This window comes from Clostridium vitabionis (genome assembly GCF_015351765.1).
Classification (GTDB): Bacteria; Bacillota; Clostridia; order Lachnospirales; family Lachnospiraceae; genus Clostridium_R; species Clostridium_R vitabionis.
In genome coordinates this window covers 1-16,647 of the sequence record NZ_JADKQA010000012.1, presented here as the reverse complement: position 1 = coordinate 16,647, position 16,647 = coordinate 1, and the positions used below count along the sequence as shown (strand labels likewise).

General features: G+C 45.8%; 16 protein-coding genes and 2 pseudogenes. 15 read left to right on the top strand and 3 right to left on the bottom strand.

Annotation, left to right across the window (positions count from 1 at the left end; all coding sequences use genetic code 11):
- Positions 1-112: 112 nt before the first annotated feature.
- The 3 genes and pseudogenes from ISF27_RS12820 to ISF27_RS13575 all read right to left on the bottom strand — a co-directional run bounded on the left by ISF27_RS12820 (position 113) and on the right by ISF27_RS13575 (position 2,327).
- Positions 113-691: a cytidylate kinase-like family protein gene (locus tag ISF27_RS12820; protein WP_194611872.1), complete on the bottom strand. Its 579-nt coding sequence runs from the start codon at positions 689-691 to the stop codon at positions 113-115.
- Positions 684-2,092 (bottom strand): annotated as a pseudogene (locus ISF27_RS12815) (MATE family efflux transporter). Before ISF27_RS12815 ends, ISF27_RS12820 begins: the two are co-directional and overlap by 8 nt.
- A 94-nt stretch (positions 2,093-2,186) precedes the next feature.
- A complete protein-coding gene (locus ISF27_RS13575) occupies positions 2,187-2,327 on the bottom strand; it encodes a hypothetical protein (RefSeq protein ID WP_328701632.1) in 141 nt (46 codons plus the stop codon).
- Between the two features lie 400 nt (positions 2,328-2,727).
- On the opposite strand from ISF27_RS13575, the gene ISF27_RS12805 reads away from it, so the two are divergent.
- From ISF27_RS12805 to ISF27_RS13570, 15 genes and pseudogenes are all read left to right on the top strand, one after another.
- Positions 2,728-3,561: a GIY-YIG nuclease family protein gene (locus tag ISF27_RS12805; RefSeq protein ID WP_194611871.1), complete on the top strand. Its 834-nt coding sequence runs from the start codon at positions 2,728-2,730 to the stop codon at positions 3,559-3,561.
- Between the two features lie 52 nt (positions 3,562-3,613).
- A complete protein-coding gene (locus ISF27_RS12800; protein WP_194611870.1) occupies positions 3,614-4,384 on the top strand; it encodes a hypothetical protein in 771 nt (256 codons plus the stop codon).
- A 42-nt stretch (positions 4,385-4,426) separates the two neighbouring features.
- Positions 4,427-5,725, top strand: coding sequence for a DUF262 domain-containing protein (locus tag ISF27_RS12795; protein ID WP_235986433.1), 1,299 nt, complete (start codon positions 4,427-4,429; stop codon positions 5,723-5,725).
- Positions 5,718-7,682: a GmrSD restriction endonuclease domain-containing protein gene (locus ISF27_RS12790; protein WP_194611869.1), complete on the top strand. Its 1,965-nt coding sequence runs from the start codon at positions 5,718-5,720 to the stop codon at positions 7,680-7,682. The genes ISF27_RS12795 and ISF27_RS12790 overlap by 8 nt, the downstream gene beginning before the upstream one ends.
- Before the next feature lie 205 nt (positions 7,683-7,887).
- Entirely contained in the window at positions 7,888-8,289 is a 402-nt protein-coding gene (locus ISF27_RS12785) for a MerR family transcriptional regulator (RefSeq protein ID WP_456236844.1), read from the top strand.
- 134 nt (positions 8,290-8,423) lie between these two features.
- Positions 8,424-9,266: an aldo/keto reductase gene (locus tag ISF27_RS12780; RefSeq protein WP_194611868.1), complete on the top strand. Its 843-nt coding sequence runs from the start codon at positions 8,424-8,426 to the stop codon at positions 9,264-9,266.
- A gap of 24 nt (positions 9,267-9,290) precedes the next feature.
- On the top strand, positions 9,291-10,454 hold the full coding sequence (locus ISF27_RS12775; protein ID WP_194611867.1) for an iron-containing alcohol dehydrogenase: 1,164 nt from the start codon (positions 9,291-9,293) through the stop codon (positions 10,452-10,454).
- A 19-nt stretch (positions 10,455-10,473) separates the two neighbouring features.
- Positions 10,474-11,430 (top strand): alpha/beta hydrolase, encoded by a 957-nt coding sequence (locus tag ISF27_RS12770; protein ID WP_194611866.1) that lies wholly within the window; start codon positions 10,474-10,476, stop codon positions 11,428-11,430.
- A 23-nt stretch (positions 11,431-11,453) separates the two neighbouring features.
- The gene (locus ISF27_RS12765) at positions 11,454-11,999 is read left to right on the top strand and encodes a cyclophilin-like fold protein (RefSeq protein WP_328701631.1); all 546 of its coding nucleotides are present in this window, start codon (positions 11,454-11,456) and stop codon (positions 11,997-11,999) included.
- Positions 11,996-12,568: a flavodoxin family protein gene (locus tag ISF27_RS12760; RefSeq protein WP_328701630.1), complete on the top strand. Its 573-nt coding sequence runs from the start codon at positions 11,996-11,998 to the stop codon at positions 12,566-12,568. Before ISF27_RS12765 ends, ISF27_RS12760 begins: the two co-directional genes overlap by 4 nt.
- 24 nt (positions 12,569-12,592) lie before the next feature.
- On the top strand, positions 12,593-13,330 hold the full coding sequence (locus tag ISF27_RS12755) for a carboxymuconolactone decarboxylase family protein (RefSeq protein WP_194611865.1): 738 nt from the start codon (positions 12,593-12,595) through the stop codon (positions 13,328-13,330).
- On the top strand, positions 13,327-14,367 hold the full coding sequence (locus ISF27_RS12750) for an aldo/keto reductase (protein WP_194611864.1): 1,041 nt from the start codon (positions 13,327-13,329) through the stop codon (positions 14,365-14,367). The genes ISF27_RS12755 and ISF27_RS12750 overlap by 4 nt, the downstream gene beginning before the upstream one ends.
- Complete coding sequence (locus ISF27_RS12745; RefSeq protein WP_194611877.1) at positions 14,351-14,497, top strand: hypothetical protein; 147 nt, start codon at positions 14,351-14,353, stop codon at positions 14,495-14,497. Before ISF27_RS12750 ends, ISF27_RS12745 begins: the two co-directional genes overlap by 17 nt.
- Positions 14,498-14,959: 462 nt before the next feature.
- Positions 14,960-15,505, top strand: a pseudogene (locus ISF27_RS13410) (histidine phosphatase family protein); the annotation flags it as partial.
- 159 nt (positions 15,506-15,664) lie between these two features.
- Positions 15,665-16,426, top strand: a complete 762-nt coding sequence (locus ISF27_RS13570) for a GGDEF domain-containing protein (RefSeq protein ID WP_328701634.1) — start codon at positions 15,665-15,667, stop codon at positions 16,424-16,426.
- Positions 16,427-16,647 lie beyond the last annotated feature (221 nt).

Here is a 16,647-nt window from a genome sequence, read left to right as displayed (position 1 = left end):
GGTGGATTTTGTGTGGTAACTTAATTTTACCGATGGCAATAGACTATGTCTATTTTTATTCAATTGAATTTGCGAAACTTATTATACGTTATCCCCTCCTATAATCCCGTACTCAATAAAGGCTCACAATGATGTTCACACAGGGTTCAATTCCCAATTCACCGCTGTCCAGGCAGACATGATAATTCTGTGCGTGTCCCCACTTCATATCGGTATAGAAACGATGGTAGGCAGCCCTGCGTTTGTCTTTTTCTCGAAGTCTCTGTTCAGGCGTCTGCGACCTCTCCCCATATTCATGAACAATTCGTTCTGCCCGTTTCTCCATACTTGCATGAATGAAAACATTCAGACAGTCCGCCTTGTCCCGAAGGACAAAATCTGCACAGCGGCCAACAATGACACAGGAATTTTTCTCCGCAAGTTCTGTGATCACCCGGCTTTGAATCTCCCAGATGATGTCCTGGTTGGTCGGCCCAAATGACCGATCTGCAAACATTGTTGAAAGAAGTCCATGAGAAGAGCCTTCTCCTTCCTGCTGAAGATACTCCGTTGAATAACCGCTTTCCTCTGATATCTTCTGAATGAGTTCCGCGTCATAACACGGAATACCAAGTCTTTCGGCAACCTTCCTGCCAATGGTTCGTCCACCACTTCCGAACTCACGGCTGATCGTAATCACTCTGTTAATCATTTACCGGCACCCCCTGTCTTAATTCGCGATACGTTGCCGTTATCAGGAACAGTGTAATGATGAAAGTCAAACTATCTGATAACGGCATGGAATACAGTACACCATCCAGTCCAAAATATAATGGAAGCAGCAGCGCAAATCCGACACCGAACACGATCTCACGAACCATAGACAGCATCGTGGATTCCATTGCTTTTCCCATGGCCTGAAGGAAAATAAAGCAGGCCTTATTCACACAAGCAAGAACGATCATGCAAAGATAGATCCGGAAGGCCTTCAGCGCAAAATCCGTGTAATAAGAACTCTCATTGGCCGCGCCAAAGATGCCGATCAACTGAAGAGTGAACAGCTCAACAATGAACAATGACAGGCAGCCGACAAGCGCTTCTGCAACAAGAAGCTTTGTAAATAATTCCCGCACCCTGTTCTTTTTGCCTGCGCCCATGTTATATCCCACGACAGGAATGCAGCCCGCTGCCATCCCTATAACAATGGAGATAATGATCTGGAAGAATTTCATAACAATTCCGACAACAGCCATCGGGATCTGCGCATACTCTTCCTGTCCGAATACCGCATCCAATGCCCCATATTTGCGGATCATATTGTTGATCGCAGCCATTGCCGCAACCAGGGATATCTGCGATAGAAAACTTGTGATGCCAAGCATGAATACTTTTCTGCAGATACTCCCATTCAGTTTAAAATCCTTCTTTGAAGGTTTTACGAGCTTCATATGCAGAATATACCAGACAGCAAGAATAGCCGTTGCAATCTGTCCAATTACAGTCGCGACAGCAGCACCCATCATGCCCCATTGGAAAATGAAGATGAATATAGGATCCAGAATAATATTCAGCACAGCGCCTGCCAGAGTGGAAGCCATGGCAAATTTAGGGCTCCCATCGGAGCGGATGATCGGATTCAGAGACTGTCCAAACATGTAAAATGGGACGCCTAATGCTATGTAGAAAAAATATTCCCTGGAATGCTGAAAGGTCTCTGCATTAACAGTTCCTCCGAACATTGCCAGAATCTGATTCATAAATAGCAGATATAGAATTGTCAGAACCAGGCTGCTGGCAACAACCATGATGATCGCATTGCCCACACTCTTCTTTGCCGCCTCCGTTTTTTTCTTCCAAGGCTCAGACTGACAAAAGCACAGCAACCATCACCGATCATTACTGCAATGGCCAGTGCAATGACGGTCAGAGGAAAGACAACCGTGTTGGCAGCATTTCCATAAGACCCCAGATACGTAGCGTTTGCGATAAATATCTGGTCGACAATATTATAAAGCGCCCCTACCAGTAGGGAAATGATGCAGGGGATGGCATACTTGCGCATTAAGCCTACGACAGGTGCCTCCCCTAAAAACTGACTGTTTGTTTCTTCCATTTTGTTCTCTCTTTCCCATAAGTAAACAGCGTGTGGTCATCTGCTGGATTTATGCCAATGGCTACGCGCTGTTTATCCTTTGTTATTCATTTTTTTAGTCCAGATCGTCGCCGACAGGACTGGTGTTGTACTGCTTGATGATCTTAATCATCACAGAATCGTCATTTTGTGTTTCCTCACTCACGATCCGATATTTTATCCGGCTCTTTTCAAGAGAGATCACATATTTTTTCACCTCTTCCTTGACAGATTATCCTGCGCAGCCTTATCCAAGACCTTCCTTTAAAATAAAGTGAAGGGTCTGACAGATACAAGCGGCCTTCACTCATTTCATTGGATGATCCTCTTTTGAAAATCAAAAAAACGAGTCGCCTCAACTGGATTTACGCAGTTGTGCTACTCGTTGTGTTTTAGTTATACCTCTATTTCATCCAGAATTCAAAGGTTTTTTGAAAAATTGCTTTTATTCGCTTATGATCTTCAACATGTTGGGTAATGCCCTTATAATGGTGTAAATTGAAAAAATAAAAGAGCCAAGAGCTCATTTGGACTTGACTGCCGACACTGAGCATGGTGGCAGAACCGAGTGTAGAATATGGAAAGAAGCATGATGATTCTGCAGAAGGGTGATAGATATGGCATACGGAAAAGCGATTGAATTATTTCTTGTGAATGGAACGGCTGACAGCCTCATTACAGCAGAGTTATCCAACTGGAACGGAAAGGCAATTAAGATCCCCAGGACGGAGGTTGCCTCCTGTGACCGAGATGATATAAAGGGTGTTGGCGTGTATTTTCTGATCTGTCAGGAAGATGATGGAACGGACTCCGTTTATATTGGCGAGGCAGAAAATGTTCTGGACCGTCTCGCTCAACATCTCCGTGACTACCAGTCTGGCAAGGAGAAGTATTACTGGAATACGGCGGTGATCTTTGTTGGCAGGGATCTGAACAAGGCCCTTATCCGCTATCTTGAAAACCGTTTTGTAGAGATTGCAAAAGACTGTGGTCGGTATGCGATCTTGACCAAGAACACGTATAAGAATACGGTCCTTAAGGAAGCTCAGATCGCAACAATGGAGGAATTCATTGATAATGTGAAAATCCTTATCAATACACTGGGGTATAAAGTCCTTGTGCCGGTTCCGAAGGCCTCCGACGATACGGTTTATCTATACTGTAAAGGAGCTAGTGCATCGGCGAAAGGATTTGTCAGTGCCGGTGGTTTCACGGTTCTGGAAGGGTCAACTATCTCCGACCATACTGTTCCTTCGCTGGAAACAAAGGGAAAAACATATTACAAACTGCGCAACAACCTAATTAAGGATGGTGTTATTGATGACAGAGCATTTACCAGAGATTATGAGTTTAATGCTCCTTCGGCAGCCTCGGCAGTTATTCTTGGACACACATCAAATGGCAACGTGGACTGGAAGACTGCGGATGGGACGAAACTAAAAGATCTGTAAAAAATAGGTCATGTGAAATAGCAGACGTATCTTACGAAAGGACAATAAGAAAGTGGCTGATCTTGTTGAGAAGATAAAAAGTGAAGTAACCTTTGAAAAAGTTCTCATGACTGCCATGAAAACTCCTGGTGTTAAAATCAACCGCGCTCAATTTCTTAGGAAGGAACTGATTAAGTACTATTCTGAAAGCGTAATTGCTGAGGCTATTCGAAGTAACCCAGCAAAAGCTGGCGTTTCGAAGGAATGTGTGAACACGATTTCCAAGCAGGTAATTAACTATGAGACGACAAAAGTAACTGGGTTATCAGTTACAGCCAGTCTTCCTGGGGGTGCTGTAGCAGTTGGGGCGGCGGCAGTAGACATCACGTCATATTTTGCATTCATTCTTCGAGTGGTTCAACAACTCGCTTATTTGTATGGATTTGAGGAATTTGAACTCAATGAAAATACTATGGATGCTGAAACAATGAATGAGGTGTTGGTTTTCATCGGTGTAATGTTTGGGGTTCAAGGCGCAGCAGCTGGCTTACAGAAAGTTGCAGATGCTCTAGCGAAACGGATTGCTAAGAATCTCGCTAACAGAGCATTAACGAAGGGGGCGGTTTATCCTATTGTCAAAAAAATAGCAACATCTATCGGAATACGGATGACAAAGCAAATCTTTGCAGATACTGTTGCCTCGACGATTCCAGTTGTGGGCGGAGCGTTATCAGGAGGACTAACCTTTGCTATGTTTAAGCCTGGTTGTTTGAGATTGAGAAAGAGCTTAATGCAGTATCGTTTGTCGGACCCAGACTATTACAGGTCATCTTCTGAGGATTAAATCCGGAATTCTCAGCTTATAACTCATCCTGGGTGATTGACTATGAAAGAATACAGCAGTATGGCTGATATTAAAAGCATTAATAAATTACTGGAGATGGATCTGAATATTCCGGATTATCAACGTCCGTATAAATGGACTATTCAGAACATTGAGGATCTGCTGAGTGATATTTCCAATGCCATATCAGATGCGGATCGGTATCGGGCGGGATTCAAATATCGTATTGGAACTATTATCGTTCACAAGAATGAGAAGGGTACTTATGATGTAGTTGATGGCCAACAGAGAATCATTTCACTCACCCTTTTGAAGCAATACCTTGAACCAGGCTTTAGCTGCAGCATACTGGACAAGGACTTTACGAATAAGATCACACAAGGAAATATCCATACGAACTATATGTTCATCAGAGAATGGTTTTCTCTGAAAAGTGAGGAAACCAAGAAATCATTCATTAAAGCCATGGATGATATTCTGGAAGTCGTCGTGATCTGTGTTGATAAGGTATCAGAGGCCTTCCAGCTTTTCGATTCTCAGAATGCCAGAGGGAAGGCTCTTGATCCGCATGATCTATTAAAAGCATACCATCTTCGTGAGATGAAAAAGTATCCTTATGAGATGGAACACGCTGTTACAAAGTGGGAAGCGAAAGATACCACTCAGATAAGGGAACTCTTCGATCTATATCTTTTTCCTATCTGGAATTGGTCACGCGGAATCAAAAGCCGATCCTTTACGTCCAAAGAGATCGACACTTATAAAGGAATCGGAGAAGGATCTGCATATACCTATGCCCGGCGTGCAAGCAAAGCTATGCCGTATTTTCAGATCACAGAGCCCTTTATTGCAGGGAATGATTTTTTTGAAATGGTGGATCATTATATGTTCCTTCTCGGGGATATCAAGACGGAAATTGCTACAAATCCCTCATTCGAATCTATTGAGGCTATTCTTGAAGAAAAGAATAGTTCTACAGGTTTTCGATACACAAAGAATCTCTTCTATTGTGCCTTGCTGTGCTATTACGATAAATTTCACAACTTTGATGAGATGTCAGTAAAGAAGCTTTTCACTTGGGCATTCATGGTCCGCATAGACATGGAAAACCTGGGATTCGACAGCATTAATAAATATGCCATAGGAGATGCAAGCAATTCCCGATACACAAATGCTATCTCGATGTTTGCCAAGATTAGCTTTGCCAGACTGCATAGTGAGATCTCAGGATTACAAGTAAGAATCAAACGCGAAGGAGATGCTCCTCAAAGCTCTAATTGGAATTGGCTTTATCAGAAATTGAAGGAAATCAATGGAATAGCCGAGGTGTCAAATGCATGAATTAGTAAATGAACTCAGAATCATCGGGGCTGGGAAAAACATCTTTGATACCGATATTGCATATACGATTCCGCTCTATCAGCGTGCCTATGCGTGGGAAGATAAGCAGCTGATCCAGTTGGTTGAGGACATCTCAGATGTTGCCGATGATGCAAACTATTATATAGGTACACTGATTGTTTCACGACAGGGAAATAAGTTTGAGGTGGTTGATGGCCAGCAAAGACTGACATCGCTCTATTTGCTTCTGAATTGTTTAGGGGTGGATGTTAAGAACTCCTTAACGTTTGCCTGTAGAGATAAATCCAACTATACTCTTAAAAACATTAAGGAGCTCCTTCTGGAGAATCGGAGCAAGCTTGACATGGAACGCATTGAATCGAGTATTCAACGTGGGCTCAGCATTCTCACAGAAGAATTAAATAAACCGGAATATAGTAAACAGGATCTATTAAATAAGCTCGAGAGAGTTATTCTTTACCGGATTGAGGTTCCGGAAAACACGGATCTGAACCGATATTTTGAAATAATGAATACCCGAGGGGAGCAACTGGAGCAACATGATATTTTGAAGGCGACACTCATGAGCTATCTCCCGGATGATCTGGACAAAGATATTTTTGCAAAGATTTGGGACGCCTGTAGTGATATGACAGGATATGTCCAGATGCACTTTATCAGCAAAAATAATGCAGTCCGGGAAAGTCTCTTTGGCGGTAAATGGAACGGTATGCCCCCTGAAAAATGGGATGCGTACAGAACAAGTATGCAAGCTGCGTCGTTGGAAGGTATCAGTCATAAAATATCGGATATCATCAACATCAATTTTGAAGTCGATTCTGATGACGGCTTCATTGATGACGATGTCAGGGTACGCTTTGAAAGCGTTATTGAATTCCCGTATTTTCTAATACACACACTGAAAGTGTTGATCGGCATTAAGGGCATCCGGCATGAAGACGGATCTTCTTCAATCATTGCAGAACTATTGGATGATAAGAAACTTGTTGATACCTTCTCTCGTGTTATCGAATATGGCGCTACTGAAGAAGGAAAGATCTCTGATAATCGAGCACAGTTTTCCAAGGCTTTTATCATTTGCCTGCTAAGAACGAGATACTTGTTTGATAAGTTCATAGTTAAGCGAGAGTATGCAAACGAGAATTCCGATGGAGAGTGGAGCCTGAAAAGCCTGGATGTTTCCGGCCAGCAGACGAGGAAAAAACCATACTATCGAAACTCCAGTTTTGTTCGCTTCCGTGAATGGGGCAGCACGAATGACTGGCGAACGAAGACAAATATCATGCTTCAATCTGCTCTTCGTGTTTCCTATACTTCACCGAAAGTTATGCACTGGATAACGCAGCTCTTGTTGTGGCTTTCTGAGGATAACTATAAACACACAGTGCGGACCCCTGATGACATGGCCGAATATAGCGAAGCGATTGAGAGCATAGCTAAAAAGGCGGTTACAGAGAATTTCTTTAACGTATGCAAAGACGGCACATATGCAATGGGAGTCAATACTCCGCATATTGTTTTCAACTACCTGGATTTCCTTCTCTGGAATGCAAACCGAAAAAAATACGACAGCTTTGTATTCGAATTCAGAAATTCGGTGGAGCACTGGTATCCTCAAAATCCTTCAGAAGGAACGTTTGAATCCTGGAAAGATGGGGTAGACCAATTTGGAAATCTATGTATCATCCAGAGAAATGTCAACGCCAAGTTTTCAAATATGTCTCCGGAGGCAAAGAAAAGTACGTTTAGGGAGATGATAGCAAAAGGAAGTATTAAACTCCGGATCATGAGCGATCTTACTGAGAAAAATGGTGATAAACCTGCCAGCCTATATTGGAAAGAAACCATGTATAAGAAACATGAGGACGAAATGATATCGATTCTTAAGGTTGCTTGCGGAATAAACGAGGCATCTGATACTACTGCTGCACAATGATTTCTGGCAATCATAAGGCTCTCGACCGTAAAAAGCCGGGAGCTTTCTTTTGTGGGCGAGAAGAAATGCAGAGATGATTTTGCAAAATGATGATTTTGCGAGGACAACGAAATGAATTTCAAAATAGTACTTGACTTGGAGTTAACTCCAAGTGATATAGTCCAGTTACAGATGACAAAGCAAGCGGCAAACGGTAAAGAGGGTGATGACGATGACGATAAAAGAAGTTTGCGAAAAATTCAATCTTTCTCCGGACACGCTGCGCTACTATGAGCGCGCAGGTGTAATTCCGGAAGTCAGAAGAACGAAAGGCGGCATCAGAGATTATTCCGATGCAGATCTGAAATGGGTTGAGAATGCTGTCTGTATGAGAAGTGCCGGGGTTCCGGTGGAAATGCTGATTGAGTATGTAAAGCTTTTCCAGCAGGGTGATTCTACGATCGCAGCAAGACGAGATCTTTTGATGGAAGCGCGTGCGGAGGTACAGAAGAATTTAGACAAGTATCAGGCCACTATGGACAGGCTCAACTACAAGATCTCCCGATATGAGGAAGCGGTGAAAACCGGTGTCCTTTCATGGAATGCTGAGAATATTAAGAAAAATTGAGATAGATATCAGAAAGCTTTGCCCGGGCGCAGATGTGAAACGTGGACTGTCAATCAACGGAAGCAGTGCAAATAAAGCTGACGCTCAGATGAAGAGCTGGCTGAAGTCCAACGGTTTGCTGTAGGAGGTTACCTATGGAGAATATTATTCTGAACAACAAACTGGAATGTCCGGTCGTAGGAATCGGGACATTTATGTTATCACCTGCTGAGGCAGAAAACAGCGTCCGGGAAGCCCTGAAGATGGGTTATCGGCTGGTTGATACAGCAAACGCTTATGTCAATGAGCGTGCTGTCGGACGCGGAATGCGCGATAGTGGTGTATCGCGTGGGGAGATTTTCCTCTCCACCAAGCTCTGGCCAAGCGAGTATGAAAATGACAACGCAGTTGATGAGACGCTTGAACGCCTTGGTGTGGACTATGTGGATCTCCTTTACATCCATCAGCCTGCAGGCAACTGGCTTGCCGGATATCGTCAGCTTGAAAAAGCATACCGTGAAGGCAAAGCAAAAGCCATCGGCATCTCCAATTTTGAAGGAAAGTACATAGAAGAACTTCAGACGAAGTGGGAAGTAGTTCCCCAGTTTGTTCAGGTGGAGGCGCACCCCTATTTTACACAGAAAGAGCTGCGTAAGACGCTCGATAAATATAATATCAGGCTTATGAGCTGGTATCCGCTGGGACACGGAGATAAATCCCTCATCAATGAACCAGTTTTCGCCAAACTTGGAAAAAAGTACGGAAAGACACCCGCACAGATAATCCTTCGCTGGCATACACAGATGGGCTTTGTTGTCATCCCGGGAAGCAAAAATGTAGACCATATCAGAGACAATCTTAATATTTTCGATTTCAAACTTACGAATGATGAAATGGTGGAGATTGCAAAGCTGGATAAGGGCGAGAGATATTATCACAGGACCGATGCCCAGCTTATGCAGTTTGCACAGTGGAAACCGGAATTTGAAAAAGCGTAAGTAATGCATTTATGGAGGATGAATATGCAGAATTTTGATTATGTTACACCAACCAGACTGATTTTTGGAAAGGGGGTAGTGGAACAGCTGCCCGAAGTAATGCGTCAATATGGGAGAAGAATTCTTCTGACCTACGGCGGCGGAAGTATCAAGAAGATTGGTCTTTATGATAAGGTAAAGACGCTTCTCAGTGATTTTGAAATTGTGGAGCTGTCCGGAATTCAGCCAAATCCCAAGTATGATCCGAGTGTCCTGGACGGCGTAAAGCTTTGCAAGGAACATGATGTGGATGTGATCCTTTCTGTTGGCGGAGGCAGTGTACTCGACTGCTCGAAGGCAATCGCAGCTGGAGCGAAGTATGACGGGGATCCGTGGGATCTGATTTCCTATAAGGTAAAGGCGCAGGCAGCCCTCCCGATTGTAGATATTATTACGCTTGCCGCTACAGGAAGTGAGTATGACTGCGGCGGAGTGATTTCCAGAACCGAGACAAACGATAAGATCGGCTATGTGGATCCGCTTCTTTATCCTGCGGTTTCGTTCCTTGATCCGACGTACACATTTACGGTATCCAGAAAACAGACGGCTGCCGGCTGCGCGGATGCAATGAATCACATTATGGAGCAGTATTTCTGCGAGGATTCCACGCTTCTTAACGATGGATTTATGGAAGCGGCGCTTAAGAGCCTTATGGTGAATGCGAAGAAGTGTCTCGAGAATCCGGAAGACTATACGGCAAGAGCGGAAATGATGCTTGACTGTACGTATGGATGCAACGGGATTTATTCGCTTGGAAACAGTGCGTCCGGCTGGCCCTGCCACGGCATGGAGCATGCGCTTTCGGCATATTATGACATTACGCATGGGGAGGGACTTGCGATCATTACCCCGAGGTGGATGAAGCATATCTTAAGCGAGAAGACTGTAGATCGGTTTGTCAAATACGGTGTCAATGTCTTTGGAATTGATCCGAATCTGGATCGGTTTGACATCGCAAATCGGGCGATTGAAGAAACGTACCAGTTCTTCGCATCGATCGGTATCCCGATGCATCTTAAGGAAGTTGGCATTGATGAGAGCCGTATTGATGAGATGGCACATCATGTAGCAAAGAATGAAGGACTTGAAAACGCATGGGCGCCGCTGACTGAGAAGGATATTGCAGACATTTTCAGAGCATCCTTATGAATGACAATGGAGATTAAAAATGGCATACGGATATATTGCAAAACTGAATGAACACGTCATAAGGGAACATGTTCGTTTCAATGACCGCTATGGGATTGCTATTGCGGCAGATATTTACCGGGCAAAGAATCTGGATGAATCCGGAAAATATCCGGCGCTGATTGTCGGCGCACCCTATGGCGGCGTGAAAGAACAGGGCCCCTGTGTTTATGCAAATGAACTGGCGCAGCGCGGGTTTGTGGTTCTGACGTTTGATCAGGTACATATGGGAGAATCCGCAGGAGAGCCAAGGAATGTTTCTTCGCCGGATCTGTTTGCAGAGTCGTTCAGTGCGGCGGTCGATTATCTTGGCGTGAAGGTTCCCTATGTGGATCGGGAGAAGATCGGTGTGATCGGCATCTGTGGATCGGGCGGATTTGCACTCTCTGCGGCTTCAGTTGATGTCCGTATCAAAGCGGTTGCTACGACTTCCATGTATGATATTTCCGACGTTCGCGGCATGATGAACCTGACGAAGGAACAGATCGATAGGATGAAGCATCAGCTTGCCGAACAGAGATGGTCGGACTTTGAACAAGGTCAGCCGGAATATATTCCCAGTTTTCCGGAAACGCCATATCCTTCCGTGGAAGCTCTGCCGGAAACGGATCCGATCACCAATGAATGGAATCGCTTCTATGCAGTGCCGCGGGGGCATCATCCGAATGCGAGAGGCGGTTTTACTACTACCTCCAATCTGGCCATGATGCAGTTTAAGTGCCTTGATTATATTGATGAAATTTCGCCGCGTCCGATTCTCTTTGTGGCAGGCGATCATGCTCATTCTCGCTCTTTCTCAGAAAAAGCGTACGAGAAGGCGGCGGAGCCGAAAGAACTGTATATTGTTCCGGATGCGGAGCATATCGATCTTTATGATCAAGTGGATAAGATTCCGTTTGATAAGCTGGAGAATTTCTTCAAAGATTCGTTAAAGTGATGAATGGCAAGCAGCCCGATTGAGTGAAAAGAAGCACACGGAAAGAAATGAACAGATTTGTATTGGCCGGAATGCTCAGTTTAATGTTACTTATCTCAGGGTGCGGCTTCAGAATGGATACGGAGGAAACCATCAAGGAAACAGATCCTCCATCGGAAAGCAATGCTGGAGATGAGATGGAAAATCATATGGATGAATCCATGCCGGAGGAATCTGCGGCTATAAGGATGACAATAGAAAATACACCTGTCCGGATTACATGGGAAGACAATGAATCCGTAACCGCTTTGAGAGAACTTGCCCGGAAAGAACCAATTCAGATCCACATGTCAATGTATGGCGGCTTTGAGCAGGTTGGACCGATCGGGACATCGCTTCCAAGAGATGATGCAGAGACAGCGACATCTGCCGGCGATATTGTTCTTTACTCCGGAAATCAGTTGGTAGTTTTCTATGGGTCCAATTCATGGACTTATACAAGGCTTGGCAGAATTACGGACAAAACGAAGGAAGATCTGTCTGAACTGCTTGGAAATGGTGGTGTGACGATAACGATACAGACAGATTGAGAACAACATCAGAAAGGAACCAATCCATGAGTAAGATACTTGTAATTTCAACCAGTCTCAGGAGCCGGAGCAATTCAGAATTTCTAACCGAAAAAATGACAGAGGGTATCCGGGAAGCTGGCCATGAAGTGGAAACAATCAGTCTCAAAGGTAAAAACCTGAAGTTCTGCACCGGCTGCCTCGTCTGTCAGAAGACGCAGAAATGCGTTCTGAATGATGATGCGGTCTGGATCGCGGAAAAGGTAAAGCTGGCAGATACACTGGTATTTTCAACACCGATTTATTATTACGGCTTGAGCGGGCAGATGAAGACCCTGCTTGATCGGATGAATCCGCTGTATCCTTCCGATTATCAGTTCCGGAATGTTTATCTGTTAACCGTCGCGGCAGAAGATGAATCCAGTACACCGGAGAGGGCAGTCAGCGGTCTGCAGGGATGGATTGACTGCTTTCCTAAGGCGCGACTTGCCGGAACTTTATTCTGTGGCGGCTTGAACGATGCGGGAGAGGCAGCGGAGAATTCTGATATTCAGGAGAAGGCTTACCGGTTTGGTAAGGCAGTTATTTAAAGAGAGTAGAGGAGAAACGGAAGCATGGACGGTAAGATTGTTCAGACGGCGGGAAGAGACAGACTGGGAGAATTTGCTCCGGAGTTTGCCCATTTCAATGATGATGTGTTGTTTGGAGAGAACTGGAATAATCAGGATCTTGATCTGAAAACCCGGTGCATTATCACAGTAGTTGCACTGGTGTCATCCGGTATTACAGATTCGTCACTGACGTATCATCTTCAAAATGCTAAGGAACACGGTGTGACGAAAAGTGAAATTGCCGCGATCCTGACGCATGTGGCTTTTTATGCGGGATGGCCGAAAGCCTGGGCTGCGTTTAATCAGGCGAAGGAAGTCTGGAAAGAAGAAGCTCCTGCAGAGGCAACGGAGATGGAAAAATATCAGAAGTCCCTATTCTTCCCGATTGGTGAGCCCAATGATGCTTATGCCCGTTATTTTTCTGGCAGAAGTTTTTTAGCACCGGTTTCCGCTTCGCAGATCGGAATCTACAATGTTACCTTTGAGCCGGGCTGTCAGAACAACTGGCATATCCATCATGCCAAAAGCGGCGGCGGCCAGATTCTGATCTGTGTTGGGGGCAGAGGATGGTATCAGGAATGGGGCAAGGAACCGGTTGCGATGAAGCCGGGTGACTGCGTAAACATTCCTGTTGGCGTGAAGCATTGGCATGGCGCAGCAGAGGACAGCTGGTTCTCGCATCTGGCAATAGAAGTTCCGGGTGAGGAAACATCCACGGAGTGGCTGGAAGCGTCGAAATGAAATATACAAGACTTGGGAACAGTGACTTAAACGTATCCCGGATCTGCATGGGATGCATGGGATTCGGTGATTCCGGACGGGGCCAGCACAGCTGGACCATCGACGAGGAGCATACCAGAGAAATCATAAAACGCGGGCTAGAGCTGGGCGTTAACTTTTATGACACAGCTATCGCTTATCAGAGCGGCACCAGTGAGCAGTACACAGGACGTGCCCTGCGGGACTTTGCTAAGCGTGAAGATGTAGTTGTCGCTACCAAGTTTCTTCCAAGAACACAGGAAGAAATCGAAAACGGCGTCAGTGGTCAGCAGCACATCGAAAACATGATCAACACAAGCCTGCAGAATCTTGTAATGGACTATGTGGACCTCTATATCTATCACATGTGGGATTGGCAGACACCGATCGAAGACATCATGGACGGTCTGAACCGCATCGTGAAGGCAGGAAAAGCCAGATATATCGGCATCTCCAATTGTTTTGCCTGGCAGATCGCCAAGGCAAATGCCCTGGCGGAAAAGGAAGGCTTTGTGAAGTTCGTCTCCATCCAGGGACATTACAACCTGATCTTCCGGGAGGAAGAGCGGGAAATGGTTCCCTACTGTAATGAAGAGAATATCGCACTGACCCCTTACAGTGCATTGGCAAGCGGCAGGCTCTCCAGAAAACCGGGTGAGGGTGGCACCAAACGCGCCGCGGAGGATGCCTACGCAAAATTCAAATATGACGCAACGGCGGCGCAGGATAATGTGATCATCTCCCGAGTCGCTGAACTGGCAGATAAACACGGCGTGACCATGACGGAAGTGTCGCTGGCCTGGCTGCTCACCAGGGTGACGTCCCCGGTCGTCGGCGCCACAAAGCTTCATCATATTGAAGGCGCGGCAAAGGCGGTGGAACTTACACTGACGCCGGAAGAGATTGTTTATCTGGAAGAGCCTTATGTACCGCATCCGCTGGTCGGCGTTATGGCTCAGAACAAGCCGACCGCCGCAAAAGAAAAACATGTCTGGTCCACGGGTGATCACCTTCGGTAAGATCAGCGCGAAGAACTTCTCCATCTACTATCGCCCGGATGAAGTATCCGGAAGGGTCTATGTCCTGAATGTGATTTATGCAAAGCGTGATCAGCTCAAGGCCTTAAACAAAATGAATCTCTATGACTGACAAAAAGCAGCTCTCCATTCGAAGGCTGCTTTTTATCTGTCTCCGCGTTCGCGGTGTATCTTCTCGTGACACGAACGACAAAGACTCATAAGGCAGCAGTTGCGCTTTCGCCGACAAATGAAACATTGGCGCATAACCTGATGAGAGACTACGATCCGACGAAAATTGATGTCCCTGTCCTTATTATTTCCGGCGCGGGCGGCGGAGATACTTACCAATGATCTGTATCAGGATCAGCAAATAAGCATAGAACAGTAATTTTCCGTTTATTAAGACAGAGCAGACCGCTCCGGGGATAATCCCAGGGGCGATTTGCTCTTATTTACTTAAACTTCCCACATGGAAATATAAATGGAGGTTCAAGCCCGCTTTTCATGTGGGGAGTTTAAGAATATAATTATTACTGATTTCAAAGCCGCTTGGAAGAAGAACAGAGGAAGCAGAAACGGGAGCTAAGAAAAGATGGGGCATTTTTACTTTGTCCGTCACGGACAGACGGTATGGAATGTTGAAAATAAAATCTGTGGTGCGACGGACAGTCCGTTGACGGAGCTTGGTCATGAACAGGCAAGAAAGACCGGGCAGATGCTAAGAGAGAAGATTGATCATGGCGAGATCCATATCGATGAGATCCTTACCTCCCCGCTGTCCCGCGCGTATGATACAGCGATGGAAATCTCGCATGGAATCGATGTTCCGGTGAGGATTGAGCCGCGCCTGGTGGAGCAGAATTTTGGCAGATGGGAGGGAACCGCTAGGGACGGCGCGGAATTTGCCAGGGCAAAGGAGAACTTCGCTGACGGTTACGGTGGCGGAGAATCCATGATGAAGACGGCACAAAGGATTTACAACCTGATTGACGATATTCGAAAAGAGCCGGGAAAGACATACCTGCTTGTCGCGCACAATGGAATATCGCGGGTGATCGAATCCTACTTCCACGGTATGAGCAATGAGGAGTTTGCAGCCTTCGGGATAAAGAATGCGGAAGTCAGGGAGTACAAATTTGAAGATCATATCCCGGATGATCGCGCCGATGATCATCTTCCGGAGAAAGGCAATGGGGATCCCGCTCCTTCCGATCAACTGACCTATGCGCAGCTGAAGACAAGGCTCGAAAGCATCCGCGCCGTGTTTGATACCGTGCGGATAGTGAATCCTGTAGCTATGCGCCAGATCATCTACCATGCGGATGGAACCACAGAACTGGCAAAAGATTACTGCTTTGCCCTGTGGAAAAAGCATGGCAGGTGTGCCAACTGCATTTCATCCAGGACTTTGCATACCAGGAAGCGTTCCTGCAAATTTGAATTTGCGGATGAGAAAATCTACTTCATGATGGCAAATTATCTTGAGGTGGATGGGGCTCCGTGTGTTATGGAGGCAATCCTGCATCTGGATGATTCTATCCTGATTGATGCAGAAGGAAAGAATAAATTCGTTTCGAGGATCACCCGGTATAATGACCGCATGTTCAAGGACTCCCTGACAGAAGTTTCCAGCCGCCGCTATTATGATGAGCAGGTTTCCGGACTGACCGTGCAGGCGGCAGCGATGATCGACATCGATTATTTCAAAGAGATAAATGATAACTGGCTGCATAGGGCAGGCGATTGCGCATTGCGGGCTGTAGCGCGGGCAATCACCGGCTGTGTGCGCAAGAGCGACATTGTGATCCGGTATGGCGGTGATGAATTCCTGATTGGTTTTGAGAATATTCCAAGAGATGTCTTTGTGAGAAAACTGGAAGAAATCCGTTCTTCCGTGCAGTCGGTGACCGTGCCCGAGTTCCCGCAGATTTCCCTGACCCTGAGCATTGGCGGCGTGTATGGGAGCAGCATGTTGATGGATGCCGTGGATCAGGCTGACGCGGTTTTGTATCAGGCAAAACAGCAGCGCAACTGTGTGGTGGTTGAAGACAAAAGGTGACAAATCACCGTCTCCGCACAGCAGGCTTTCCGGGCGATTACCGCAATAAAACACATAAAATCGTAGGAATCTCGTGACAGGCAGGAATGGATGCTGTGCGCATCGGCGGAATCCGGCTGTGCGCCTATATGTGAACTCTGCAAAAAAGTTACACTAAACGCCTTCAGGGATTCAGAAACGTCATGATCTCATCAAGACTCTTGCCGCTCTTGAGGTAAGCA

Excerpts from the sequence above, each read along its gene's own strand:
- ISF27_RS13570 (WP_328701634.1), top strand. The coding sequence starts at position 15,665 with ATGCGCCAGATCATCTACCATGCGGATGGAACCACAGAACTGGCAAAA.
- ISF27_RS12785 (WP_456236844.1), top strand. The coding sequence starts at position 7,888 with ATGACGATGACGATAAAAGAAGTTTGCGAAAAATTCAATCTTTCTCCG.
- ISF27_RS12755 (WP_194611865.1), top strand. The coding sequence starts at position 12,593 with ATGGACGGTAAGATTGTTCAGACGGCGGGAAGAGACAGACTGGGAGAA.
- ISF27_RS12805 (WP_194611871.1), top strand. The coding sequence starts at position 2,728 with ATGGCATACGGAAAAGCGATTGAATTATTTCTTGTGAATGGAACGGCT.
- ISF27_RS12750 (WP_194611864.1), top strand. The coding sequence starts at position 13,327 with ATGAAATATACAAGACTTGGGAACAGTGACTTAAACGTATCCCGGATC.
- ISF27_RS12780 (WP_194611868.1), top strand. The coding sequence starts at position 8,424 with ATGGAGAATATTATTCTGAACAACAAACTGGAATGTCCGGTCGTAGGA.
- ISF27_RS12770 (WP_194611866.1), top strand. The coding sequence starts at position 10,474 with ATGGCATACGGATATATTGCAAAACTGAATGAACACGTCATAAGGGAA.
- ISF27_RS12795 (WP_235986433.1), top strand. The coding sequence starts at position 4,427 with ATGAAAGAATACAGCAGTATGGCTGATATTAAAAGCATTAATAAATTA.
- ISF27_RS12790 (WP_194611869.1), top strand. The coding sequence starts at position 5,718 with ATGCATGAATTAGTAAATGAACTCAGAATCATCGGGGCTGGGAAAAAC.
- ISF27_RS12775 (WP_194611867.1), top strand. The coding sequence starts at position 9,291 with ATGCAGAATTTTGATTATGTTACACCAACCAGACTGATTTTTGGAAAG.
- ISF27_RS12820 (WP_194611872.1), bottom strand. The coding sequence starts at position 691 with ATGATTAACAGAGTGATTACGATCAGCCGTGAGTTCGGAAGTGGTGGA.